Below are 12,378 nucleotides of genomic sequence, written 5' to 3'. Positions count from 1 at the left end.
GACCCCACGCATTTTTTTACAGTCGACCAGTTTCCTCAATAAATAAAAATAAGGATTTCTAAGATTAAAAGGCACCATCATACATCAGGCAGAAATCCTTCACTCTTTGAAACCCTTTATTTGTCAGTATTTTGAATACTCTTATTTCTCAACCCTTGACATCAATACCACTGTCTCCACATGATTTGTTCTAGGAAACATATCTACACATTTTACTTTTTCTAACTTATACCCATTTTCATTGAATATTTTAATATCCCTCACAAGTGTTACTGGATTGCATGAGATATATAAAAATTCTTTAGGTTTGTATTCTATAATCTTTCCTATTGCTTTAGGGTGAATACCGTCTCTTGGAGGATCTAATACTACTAAGTACGGTTTTATGTTTATATTTTCTATTTTTTCTAACACATCTCCGGCTATAAATTCAACGTTAGTGAAATTATTAAATTCAGCATTTTCTTTTGCCATTTTTACAGCTTCTTCGACAATTTCGATACCTATAACTTTCTTTGCTTTTTTTGCCATTATTTGTGCTATTGTTCCAGTTCCTGAATATAAGTCAAATATGGTCTTTCCTTCGATGTTTTCAACAAAATTCATAGCTGTCTCATAAAGTTTTTCAGCTCCAAATGTGTTTGTTTGAAAGAAAGAAAATGGAGATATCTTAAAATTAAGCCCCATAATATTTTCTGTTATATAATCTTTTCCATATAATATCTCTATTTTATCAGCTTTTACTACATCTGCTAATCCATCATTTACGGTGTGAATTATGCCAACTATGTTACCTGATAATTCTATTGATAGCAATAATTTTATAAAATCCTCTTTTATAAAATCCATAGTACTTGTAGTGACTAGATTTACTAATATTTCACCTGTTGACAATGCTTTTCTAATGACTAAGTGCCTTAAAAATCCTTCATGTGATCTCGTATTATAATAAGGATAATTTAAATCTAAAAAATATTTGCGCACACAATCTCTTATTTTTGTAAAATCTTTATCAACAATATTGCAATAATCTGTATTTACAACTTCAAATATCCTTCCTTTAATGTGAAGTCCTAAAGAAAGAGATGTATCTTTCCCTTCGTCTCCAAAAGTATACTCCATCTTATTTCTATACTCAGTCACTCTCGGTGATGGTAATATTTCAAAATCATCTAATTGAATATTTTCCTTTTCAAACAAGTCTCTGATTTGTCTATTTTTTAATTCTAATTCATCATCATAAGTAAGGCTTTGATATGTACATCCTCCACATAGATCCTTATGAGGGCACCCTTCTATTTTTTCTAATGGTGATTTATCAAGTACTTCTAATATCTTAGCTTCATCATGATCTTTTCTTCTTCTGACTACTTTAGCTTTTACTTTTTGTCCTTCAATCCCGCCTTTTAATTTTACTTTTTTGCCTTCATACTCTCCTATTGATATATTAGGGTAAAGCACCTTTTGAATTTCTATTTCAACTATTTTCTCTTTTCTTCCCATAATGACCTCCTAATAATATAAAAGAAGCTTAATTAAGCTTCTTTTATATTATATCAATTTCTCGTTTATTTAAAAATATTTTACATAAGTTTAGATATGTTATTTGCAAATTCTATAGGATCTTCTATTGGCAACCCTTCTATAAGTCTTGCTTGATCGTATAAGAGATTAGTGTAGAGTTTAAATTTCTCTTCATCATGTTCGTATGCATTTTTTAGTTTTTCATAAATTTGATGATTAGGGTTTATCTCAAGTATTTTTTCTGCTTTTATCATGCTACCTTCAGGCATTTGTTTTAAAACTTTTTCCATTTCGATAGAGATTTCTCCTTCGCTCGCTAAGCATACAGGGTGATTTTTTAATCTCTTTGATAACCTAACCTTTGAAACTTTTCCTTGGAGTAATTCTTTCATCTTTTCAAATATTTCTTTGCTTTCTGTTTCTTTTCCTTCTTCAACTTTTTCTTCTTCAATACCTAAGTCTTCGCTAGATACTGATTTAAACTCTTTACCTTTATAGTCCCTCATTACTTTTAATGCAAATTCATCCACTTCATCTATTAAATATAGGATTTCATATCCGTTATCTTTTATTATTTCTGTTTGTGGTAATTTATCTATTAAATCATAGTTATCTCCAGATGCGTAATAGATATACTCTTGCCCTTCTTTAATTCTCGATGTGTATTCATCTAAAGTGACTAGTTTCTTTTCACTTGATGAGTAGAACAACAAGAGATCTTCTAATTTATCTTTGTTCATGCCAAATTCTTGGTAAATTCCATATTTTAGCTGTTTCCCAAAGTTCTTGAAGAATTCTTCATATTTTTCTCTGTCTTCTTTTAACATATTGAGTAATTCTTCTCTTATTTTTTCCTCAATTTTCTTAGCCATAAGTCTTAATTGCCTATCGTGTTGAAGCATTTCACGAGATATGTTAAGCGAAAGGTCTTCAGAATCAACTACACCCTTGACAAAGCTAAAATAATCTGGAAGCAATTCTTTGCATTTCTCCATGATCATTACTCCACTAGAGTAAAGTTCCAGCCCTTTTTCATATTCTCTTGAATAATAATCATATGGTACTGTGCTTGGAATATAGAGTATTGCGTTATATCTCACTGCCCCGTCAATGCTAAGGTGTATCCACTTTAATGGTTTATCAAACCCAAATCTCTTCTCTTGATAAAAATTTATATAATCTTCATCTGTTAATTCATTTTTATTTCTTCTCCAAATTGGAACCATGCTATTTATTGTTTTCTCAACTTTTACTGTTTCATACTCATCTGAATCTTCTTTTTTCTTGTATTCAGAAACTTCCATTTTGATTGGGTATCTTATGAAGTCCGAATATTTCTTTACTAAATTCATCAGATTGTATTCGTCTAAGTAATCATCATAGTTCTCATCTTCAGTGTTTTCTTTTATCTTAAGTATTACTTCTGTGCCATATTCATCTTTAGTGGTTTCTTCTATAGTGTACCCTTCAATTCCTTCTGACTCCCATTCCCATGCTTTATCAGATCCAAATGGTCTTGTAATAACGGTTACTTTGTCAGCCACCATAAAGCTGGAGTAAAATCCTACTCCAAATTGTCCAATTATATCATATCCATCTTTTATTTCATTTTCTTTCTTGAATTGCAAAGACCCACTTCTAGCTATGACTCCTAAGTTATTTTCTAACTCTTCTTTAGTCATACCTATTCCAGTATCTTTAACACTTAATGTTCTATTTTCTTTATCAAAAGAAATCTGAATGTAGTAGTCATCTTTATTGAAGGATATGCTCTTATCTGTTATTGCCTTGTAATATATTTTGTCTATAGCATCTGATGCATTGGATATTAGTTCTCTTAAAAATATCTCTTTATGTGTGTATATAGAATTTATCATTAAATCTAACAACTGCTTTGATTCTGCTTGAAATTCTTTTTTCTCCATACCCTTGCCCCCTCCATAATATTAGCACTCTTAGTAGTTGAGTGCTAATAATAAATTATCATATAGATTTTTCTTTGTCAACACTTCTCCAAAACTTATTTAATATCGAAAGCATATCATTATTGTTTTTAATCTTCTTATAATTAGACCATTCGTCAGGCATAAAGCTTATGTATTTATTAGTTAAGTATCTATCATCTATCAATAGCACTGCCCCTTTGTCATCTTCAGCCCTTATTACCCTTCCAACTGCCTGCATAACTTTATTCATGCCTGGAAAAGTGTATGCGTAGTCAAATCCTTTGTTATATAGTTCTTCAAAATAATTTTTAATTATATTTCTTTCAAGAGAAATTTGAGGCATGCCCACCCCTACTATAACTGCACCTATTAGCTTTTCCCCAACTAAATCTATTCCTTCTGAAAAACTACCTCCAAGTACACAAAATGAAATCATCTGATCATTTAGGGTAAAGTCATTTAAAAATTCTTCTCTTTCTGACTTTGTTAAACCGGGTTCTTCTTTTTTAATTAATAAATAAGGGTTTTTTGATTTAAAGTCTTCAAATACAATATTTAAATACGCATATGACGGAAAGAAAATTATGTAATTTCCTTTTTTAGCATTTATAAAATCGTATATAATATCTGTTACAAAAGTAAATGTCTCTAACCGATCTTTATAGCGAGTTGATATACTGTTGTTTACTAAGATTAACAAATTTTCTTTTTGAAAGGGAGATTTTAAAATCATGTGATAATCATCTTTATCCGAGCCGAGCAAATCTTTGAAATAATTTATTGGAGTTAAAGTTGCTGAAAAATATATGTTTGCTTTGTTTTCACTTGTTATATTCTTTATAAATTTTGAGGCATCTAAACAGTAAAGAGTAAGGGTATAATCATTATTTCCCCGACCAAATTTTACTACATAATTATCTCCAAAAAACTCAGATATTTTCAAAAAAGAGTTTAAAGTAAAATACGTATCTAAACACGCATCATACCCATCTGTGTCTTTATTTTCTATCAAAAACTTTTCTAATAAAGCTAAAGTTTTACTAATTGGCCAGTATATATCATCAACTTCTTCTGTTTGATAAAACACCTCATTTGATAAAGCTTCATTTGCTTTAGATTCTATCTTTTCTATGACTTTTTCTAAGTCTTTAGTCTTTTTTGTTCCATTGTTTTTTAATACGTTTAAAGTTTCTTTTAACAAACCTGTATTTAATGAAGCAGAATACATTTCTCTAGCTCTGTCTATTAAATTGTGTGCTTCATCAATTAAGAATATGTTCTGACCATTGTTAAATTCGAAAAATCTCTTCAAATAAACCTGCGGGTCAAATGCGTAATTGTAATCACAGATTATCAAATCTGAATAAAGGCTTATATCTAATTGATACTCAAAAGGGCACACATTATATTTCTTTGAATACTCAATGATCTTTTCATAACAGAAAAAATCTTCATTGTTAAATATATCAATAATTGCTTCATTTACTCTATCGTAATGTCCTTTGGCATACGGGCAGTCTATGGGGTTGCATTTGACTTCTTCATTTAAGCAAATCTTTTCTTTAGATGTCAGTATACAAGTTTTTAAAGATAATCCATTTCTCATGAGCATTTTAACTGAATTTGCTGGTGCTTCTTGTGTTAGTGTCTTTGCCGTTAAATAAAAAATCTTTTCTAATTCAAATTTCTCTAATGCTATTAAACTCGGAAAGATAGTTGACATTGTCTTTCCTATGCCTGTTGGTGCTTTTACAAACAATCTCTTTTCTTCTTTTATCGCAGTATATACTCCCACTGCTAATTCCCTTTGTCCTCTTCGGTAATTATTAAAAGGGAACTCAATTTCATTGATCGATACATCTCTTTTTTTCTTCCAATCTTCAACCATTTGTGCAAAGATGATATATTTATCTAATAAAGAATAGAAAAACTTCTCAACTTCTTGTTTACTGTAATCTCTTCTTATCTTTTTTGTTGTTTCTGTATCTATGTTAAAATATGTTATGTTAATTGAAATCTTATCTAAATTTTCCTTTCTCTGATAAATGAAAGCATAACAAAGTGCTTGTGCAGAGTGTAAAATATTTATCTCTTCTTCAATGTTTTCTAAATTTCTTGTAGTTGTTTTAATTTCATCTATTATTTTCTCATCATCTTCAAATATTATCCCATCAGCTCTGCCATCTATATCAAAGATAAATCCTTTGTAATCTATGCTTATAGAAAGAGCCACTTCTTTTAGATCCTTTTCTTTATAGTTACTTTGAATTTTCTGATGTGCAAGTGTACCTTCTAAAGCTCTAGATGTAGACATAAATCTGTTGTCTATGTCACCAGATCTCAAAGTGGTTTCTATTAAATTTCTAACTGATAATTTTATATGTTTTTGCATAACTAATTCTCCGATATCTTAATACATATATTATATCAGAAAACTCTTGATTATCTTGGGTAATAAATTTCCTTAACATATTCTTCTTTAATCTGCCATATATTCGCTTGAACTCTAAAGATATTCCATTCCTCTATGTCAAATATCCTTGTCCAGCTACTTATGATCTTATTCCTTTCTTCTGGATAAAAATGTGCTTTAGATCCCACAAAAAATTCAAATTCATTTTTAAAACCTTTAAGTCGCAATTCATTGAGATAGTTTTCATGATCTTTCTCATCTTTTGGTATGTACAAATGATTTAACACATAATCCCATTTTTGCCCATCAAAGTAAATGACTTCCTCTTCTGGCACTTCAAGTTCATAACAGATACTCCCTTCAATTGGTCTATACATGTTTTCTTTACTTATTGAACACCAAATCGGCATTGATACATAATCTGGTTTTGGAACTTTTTTCGCAGCTTCTTTCACAAACCATTTGTATAGTTCAATAAAGTAATCAGCTATATCTTCGTATTGTTTCCTTATGTATTCCTCTTTGTTTATAAAAATTTTATTTTTTTGAAGCTCTTCTAAGCTTCTTTCATCTTGCCTAGTCCACAATTTTACATTGCTCACAATAATCACCTTCAATCTTTTATTTCTATTTACCCTGATTTTATGTATAATATCTTTATGAGGTGGAATAATATGAGTAAAGTTTACGTTAATAAATGTGATGATTATGTTTACGATGATGTGATAAAAATAGTTGATAGTATGTTAAGTAGCATACCTGAAATTCAAAATTTAAAGGCAGGTAATGTGCTAGTAAAGACAAATTTGCTAAAGAAAAACAAGCCAGAAGATGCAGTAACTACACATCCTTTTGTAGTAGAAGGAGTGGTGAGGTTTTTCCAAAAAAAAGGACACGATGTAACTATTGGTGATAGTCCTGGTGGACCTTTTAATCCCCATATATTAAAAAACTTTTATACTCAAGCTGGTTTAGTCGGAGTAAGCGAAAGAACAGGCTGCAAACTCAATTACAATACTGAAACAATCGATGTAAGGGTTGAAAATGGAAAAGTCATAAATACTTTAAAGTTAGTAAAAGCTTTTGCCGAAGCTGATTATTTAGTGTCTTGTGCAAAACTCAAAACTCATACAATGATGACTTATACTGGAGCTGTAAAGAACTTATTTGGAACTGTACCAGGTGTAAATAAAGCAGATTATCACCTAAAAATGAATGATACTATAGACTTTGCCAATTTGTTAATAGATATTTGTGACTATATAAAACCAGTTGTATCTGTAATTGACGGTATTCATGCAATGGAAGGGAATGGCCCTTCTGCTGGAGATATTAGAAAATTGGGGTTGCTGTTTGCGGGTGTTAATCCTTACGAACTAGATTTTATTGCTAGTGACTTAGTTGGCATAAAAAATGCTCCAACGGTTGTAGAATCTTTAAAAAGAAATTTATACGACATCAATTCTATCAAAATAGTTGGTTTAGATTTGAAAGAGTTAGATGTCAAACCCTTTAAGCTTCCAGAATCAACTCATGTAAACTTCATTTCGGGGAAAATCCCTAAGTTTGCTGAGAATTATGTACTCGATAAATTCAGACCTTACCCCTATGTTGTTAGAGAAAAATGTATAGGGTGCGGTATATGTAGTGCAAATTGCCCTAAAAAAGTCATTACCATAAAAGATAAAAAAGCAACTATAAATACTAAAAATTGCATTAGATGCTTCTGCTGCCATGAATTGTGCCCTGAAAAAGCAGTTTCAATAAAGAGGCATCCTTTGCATAAATTAATTTTCGGTGAATAGAAAGGAGATTTTTATGAAAAAATATAGAATACAAAAAGATAATTCACTCATGTTAATGATCGATATACAAGAAAAACTAGCTCCAGCAATATTTAATTCAGAGAAAATAGTTAAAAATCAAAAAATATTGATTGAAAGCTTTAATAAATTGAGTATCCCAATACTTTATACAGAACAATATCCAAAAGGGTTAGGTAGAACTCTACCTGAATTAAAAAATTTGTTAAAAGAAAATGACCCTATAGAAAAGATTGTTTTTAGTGCTTATACTGAAGAAGTAAATGAAAAACTAAAAATGCTAAATGTTAAGGATATAATCATTACGGGGATGGAAACTCATGTCTGTGTTTACCAAACTGTTAGAGATTTAATAGAAAATGAATACAATGTTTTTGTAGTTAAAGATGCAGTAGGATCTAGAACTGAAGAAAACTACGAAAATGCACTATTCATGATGAATGATTTAGGAGCTGTTATAACAAATACAGAAACTTTGCTCTTTGATTTAATAGAAAAAGCAGGTACTGATGATTTTAAATTTATATCAAAATTAATAAAATAAATGAGTGCATGCACTCATTTATTTTCATGTATTGGTTTAATTGAGACGATTTCTATGGCTCTAGTTACCTCTTTTATAACATCTGCAACATATTGGGCTTCCATTTCTTTAATCTTAGAGTAAACTTCGCCAATTTCAGTAACTGAATACATGCCTGGTAAATTATTTAAAGCTAACGCAGCGATATCTAGTCTACATTTCTCGCATTTACAAACTGAGTCAAATTGAGGTGAAAGCTTATCTACATATGACAATACTAAATCTTCCATGTGATTGTGCAGTTTCATAGAATCATCTCCAAATTTTAATTTATTCGTTTATTTTACTATAGCATAAAATGAAAAAAAGCAACACTAAAAAGTGTTGTTTTTTAACCAAATCTTCCTGTTATATAATCTTCTGTTCGTTTATCCCTTGGAGTGCTAAATATAAAATCAGTCTCGTCAAATTCAATGAGTTCACCATTCAAGAAAAAAGCTGTTTTATCAGAAATCCTAGCTGCCTGTTGCATGTTGTGAGTAACAATAATTATTGTTATCTCTTTCTTTAGTTCTTCAGCAAGATCCTCAACTTTTAATGTGGAAATAGGATCAAGGGCTGATGTAGGCTCATCCATTAGCAATACTTCTGGTTCAACAGCTAAAGCTCTGGCTATGCAAATTCTCTGTTGTTGCCCTCCAGATAATGATAATGCATTTCGTTTAATCCTGTCTTTCACTTCATCCCAAATAGCAGCTCTTTTTAAACTTCTCTCAACTATTTCATCTAGTTCAGACTTCTTTTTTATTCCATGAGCTCTAGGTCCATATGCAACATTGTCATATACTGACATAGGAAATGGATTTGGCTTTTGAAAAACCATCCCTATTCTAGTTCTTAGTTTAGTTACATCTATTTCTTTATATATATCTTCCCCATCTAGTAAAACTTCTCCTTCAACTCTTACCCCTTCAATTAAGTCATTCATTCTGTTTAATGTCCTTAAAAAAGTTGATTTTCCACATCCTGAAGGTCCTATGAGAGAAGTAATCTCTTTTGGTTTGATTTCCATATTGATATTCTTAAGTGCTTGAAAATCTCCATAATACATATCGAGGTTTTTTATGCTAAATTTATTTTCCATATTGTTCTCCTCTAAATCTTACTAAATTTTTTTGATATTAATTTCGAAAGAGCATTGAGTATTATTATAATTATTATTATAACACTCCCTATTGCACTAGCCAATTCTATATTTGCTTCTTCTTTAGCAACTGTATAAGCTTTTACAGTTAATGTTGACCCTGACTCAAGTAATGACCCTGGAATTTTCGCTGCAGTCCCTGCAGTTAACAATAGCGCTGCAGATTCTCCTATTATACGGCCTATACTTAAAATTATCGCAACAACAATACCAGGAACCGCTGTAGGTAATACAACTTTTGTAATCGTGTATATCTTATTAGCACCCAAACCATAAGAAGCTTCCCTATAAGAATCAGGTACAGCTTTTAAAGACTCCTCAGTTTGCCTAATCATAACTGGCAATAAAATAATACTTAATGTCAATGCTCCTGCAAGTAATGAATATCCGAGATTGAGTGTCAAAACAAATAAAATCATACCAAATAAACCATATATTATAGACGGTATACCTGCCAAACTTTCAGTCGCAAATCTCACAAGGTTGACAAATTTTCCTGGTTTTGCGTATTCAACTAAATAGATTGCCGCAAATACCCCAATTGGAACCGAAAACAATAATGATAGCCCTATCATCATAAGCGTAGTTATAATCATGGGGAATATCCCGCCGCCCTGTTTAGTAATTCTCATTGTAACTGTATCCTTATTTATACTATTTAATATTTGATTGACTTCTTCAACGCTTTTCCCTTCTACGTTTATGCCATTTACCCTGTTTATGATGTCCTTTTCGCTAAGCGCTAGCGGTTGACCTTGATTGTTTATTGCGTCTTCCCCTAAAGAAGTTTTTTCTATTTCTTTAATAGCAATTACTTTCTTCTCATTTGAACCTTTTTCTTTTATAGTGGTTTCTTCTAGTATTAACCCTAAAGGATTTTGCGAGCCCTCACTTAACTTTACATCAACATAAGCAGATGTCGAGTCAAATTGACTTGTAAGAAAATATAGATTCACATGAGGAAGTCCTTTAGAAAAAATAAAACCTAAAATAAAAACTAGAATCCCGATAGTAAATAGAGTAGCGACTCCAATAAGTCCATATATAAAACCTTCTTTTGGATTTATTTTCTTTTTCATTTTCATTTTAATACACTTCCTCTAGTAACCCTGCTTAATATTAGGTTTATTAAAATAATAAATACAAATAGCACAACTCCTGTAGCAAAAAGCATTTCTTGATGTAGCCCAAAAGCATAACTCATCTCCATCGCAATATTTGTGGTAAGTGGTCTTATTGGTGAAAAAATGCTATTTGGCAGGCCTGCAATTGGATTTCCAGCAACAAGCATAACCGCCATAGTCTCGCCTATTGCTCTACCAATCCCAAGCACTACACCTGCAAGTATCCCCGACCTTGCAGCAGGTAATACTACTTTAAATATGGTATAAAGTTTAGTGGCTCCTAATCCATATGATCCTTCTCTATACGCATCAGGTACAGAATTTATAGCACTTTCTGTTATAGTTATTACTGTTGGCAAGATCATTATCATAAGTACAAAGATTACTGCAAGTAATGACTGTCCTTGTGCTTGAGGAGAAATTTGCATGATCCATGGCACTATAACTCCAAGTCCAAATAATCCATATAGTACAGAAGGTATTCCTGCCAGCATTTCTACTGCTGGTTTGATGATCGTTTTTGCCCATTTTGGAGCAAGTTCAGCTATAAAAACTGCAGTGAGTATACCAACAGGAACACCAAGTATAATTGCTCCAAAAGTTGCAAGAAGTGAACCGACTATCATATACAAAATTCCAAACTTACCTATTGAAGGCCTCCACTCTAGCCCTGATAAAAAATCAATTAAACTGTAGTTTCCTTCAGCATTACCAGGTATAAATGGTTGCAATCCTCTATAAAACACAAAAAATGCTATCGCCGCAACACTGATAATTGCCACTGTAGCATTAAACAAAAATAAATAATGAGCTAATTTCTCTTTTAATTCATTTTTCTTATCCAGTTTCATATTATTTTCCATATAGAGTCTCCTTATGTATTTAAGTAAAGCTAAAGCTTAACTTTAGCTTTACTTATTTTGTGCTTATTTTACTCTTATAGCTCCATTTTCTTCAACTATATTTTGTCCTTCTTCACTCATGACAAAGTCTAGAAAAGCTTTCGCTGGTTCTGTTAAATTTTCTTCTTTATAGACAAATATGAAAGGTCTTGAAATTTTGTAAGTTCCATTAATTACATCTTCTGATATTGGTTCTACGCCTTCAACTTTTAATGGTTTTATTGTATTATCAAGGGAAGAGAAAGATACATAACCAATTGCTTTAGGATTTCCTGCAACAGTTGATTGAACATTTCCATTACCTTCAGCTATCAAAGCGTTTTGTGTTAGTTTACCTTCAATACCTAATATTTCTTCAAAAGCTCCTCTTGTTCCTGATCCGTCTTCTCTAGAAACAACAACTATTTCTTCATCATTTCCGCCTAAGTCTTTCCAATTTGTTATTTCACCAGTGTATATCTTAGTAATTTGATCTATTGTTAAATCTTCAACTGTATTTGCTGGGTTAACTATTACTGCGATTCCATCATATGCGATTGTCAACTCTTCTATGCCCCAAGCTTTTTCTTCATCTTTTATCTCTCTTGATGCTGTACCGATTTGAGTAACTCCATCTGCTGCATTCTTAACTCCGCCAGATGAGCCTATTGCTTCATAAGTTCCTACTACATCTGGGTTCAAAGCCATAAATTCTTCAATCAATGCTAATCCTACTTTTTCTACTGAAGTAGACCCTGATAAAGTCAATGGACCACTCAAGTTTTGTGGCTCTTCTGTGACTGGCTCTTCTGTGACTGGCTCTTCTGTAGCTGGTGCTTCATTACCCGACGAACAAGCTACTAAAAATACTGACAATGCCAACATTAAAACTAATATAAAACTAAATTTAGATCTTTTCACTGTAAATCCTCCTATCAAT

Annotated in this window: 11 protein-coding genes; 2 read left to right on the top strand and 9 right to left on the bottom strand. The window is 31.4% G+C overall.

Annotation, left to right across the window (positions count from 1 at the left end):
• Positions 1-141 precede the first annotated feature (141 nt).
• From rlmD to E4100_RS00220, 4 genes are all read right to left on the bottom strand, one after another.
• Entirely contained in the window at positions 142-1,503 is a 1,362-nt protein-coding gene (gene rlmD / locus E4100_RS00235) for a 23S rRNA (uracil(1939)-C(5))-methyltransferase RlmD (RefSeq protein WP_135269761.1), read from the bottom strand.
• Positions 1,504-1,583: 80 nt separating this feature from the next.
• The gene (htpG, locus tag E4100_RS00230) at positions 1,584-3,449 is read right to left on the bottom strand and encodes a molecular chaperone HtpG (protein ID WP_135269760.1); all 1,866 of its coding nucleotides are present in this window, start codon (positions 3,447-3,449) and stop codon (positions 1,584-1,586) included.
• Positions 3,450-3,507: 58 nt separating this feature from the next.
• Entirely contained in the window at positions 3,508-5,862 is a 2,355-nt protein-coding gene (locus E4100_RS00225; RefSeq protein WP_135269759.1) for an ATP-dependent DNA helicase, read from the bottom strand.
• Between the two features lie 50 nt (positions 5,863-5,912).
• Positions 5,913-6,485 carry a DUF3841 domain-containing protein gene (locus tag E4100_RS00220; RefSeq protein ID WP_135269758.1) on the bottom strand — a complete coding sequence of 191 codons (573 nt, stop codon included), beginning with the start codon at positions 6,483-6,485 and terminating at the stop codon, positions 5,913-5,915.
• Between the two features lie 72 nt (positions 6,486-6,557).
• On the opposite strand from E4100_RS00220, the gene E4100_RS00215 reads away from it, so the two are divergent.
• Together E4100_RS00215 and E4100_RS00210 are read left to right on the top strand one after the other, a co-directional pair.
• A complete protein-coding gene (locus E4100_RS00215; RefSeq protein ID WP_167792030.1) occupies positions 6,558-7,688 on the top strand; it encodes a DUF362 domain-containing protein in 1,131 nt (376 codons plus the stop codon).
• Between the two features lie 13 nt (positions 7,689-7,701).
• A complete protein-coding gene (locus E4100_RS00210; RefSeq protein WP_135269756.1) occupies positions 7,702-8,250 on the top strand; it encodes an isochorismatase family protein in 549 nt (182 codons plus the stop codon).
• Positions 8,251-8,264: 14 nt separating this feature from the next.
• On the opposite strand, the gene E4100_RS00205 is transcribed toward E4100_RS00210, so the two are convergent.
• From E4100_RS00205 to E4100_RS00185, 5 genes are all read right to left on the bottom strand, one after another.
• Positions 8,265-8,537 carry a late competence development ComFB family protein gene (locus E4100_RS00205; RefSeq protein WP_135269755.1) on the bottom strand — a complete coding sequence of 91 codons (273 nt, stop codon included), beginning with the start codon at positions 8,535-8,537 and terminating at the stop codon, positions 8,265-8,267.
• Positions 8,538-8,620: 83 nt separating this feature from the next.
• Positions 8,621-9,373, bottom strand: coding sequence for a phosphate ABC transporter ATP-binding protein PstB (gene pstB / locus E4100_RS00200; RefSeq protein ID WP_135269754.1), 753 nt, complete (start codon positions 9,371-9,373; stop codon positions 8,621-8,623).
• 11 nt (positions 9,374-9,384) lie between these two features.
• Positions 9,385-10,518, bottom strand: coding sequence for a phosphate ABC transporter permease PstA (gene pstA / locus E4100_RS00195; protein ID WP_209315184.1), 1,134 nt, complete (start codon positions 10,516-10,518; stop codon positions 9,385-9,387).
• Positions 10,515-11,420 (bottom strand): phosphate ABC transporter permease subunit PstC, encoded by a 906-nt coding sequence (gene pstC / locus E4100_RS00190; protein WP_167792029.1) that lies wholly within the window; start codon positions 11,418-11,420, stop codon positions 10,515-10,517. Before pstC ends, pstA begins: the two co-directional genes overlap by 4 nt.
• A 63-nt stretch (positions 11,421-11,483) precedes the next feature.
• On the bottom strand, positions 11,484-12,359 hold the full coding sequence (locus E4100_RS00185) for a phosphate ABC transporter substrate-binding protein (RefSeq protein WP_209315183.1): 876 nt from the start codon (positions 12,357-12,359) through the stop codon (positions 11,484-11,486).
• Positions 12,360-12,378 lie beyond the last annotated feature (19 nt).

The sequence above is a fragment of the Soehngenia longivitae genome (assembly GCF_004684055.1).
Classification (GTDB): Bacteria; Bacillota; Clostridia; order Tissierellales; family Tissierellaceae; genus Soehngenia; species Soehngenia longivitae.
Note: the sequence above shows the minus strand (reverse complement) of the source record. Positions and strands in the feature narration are given on the sequence as shown.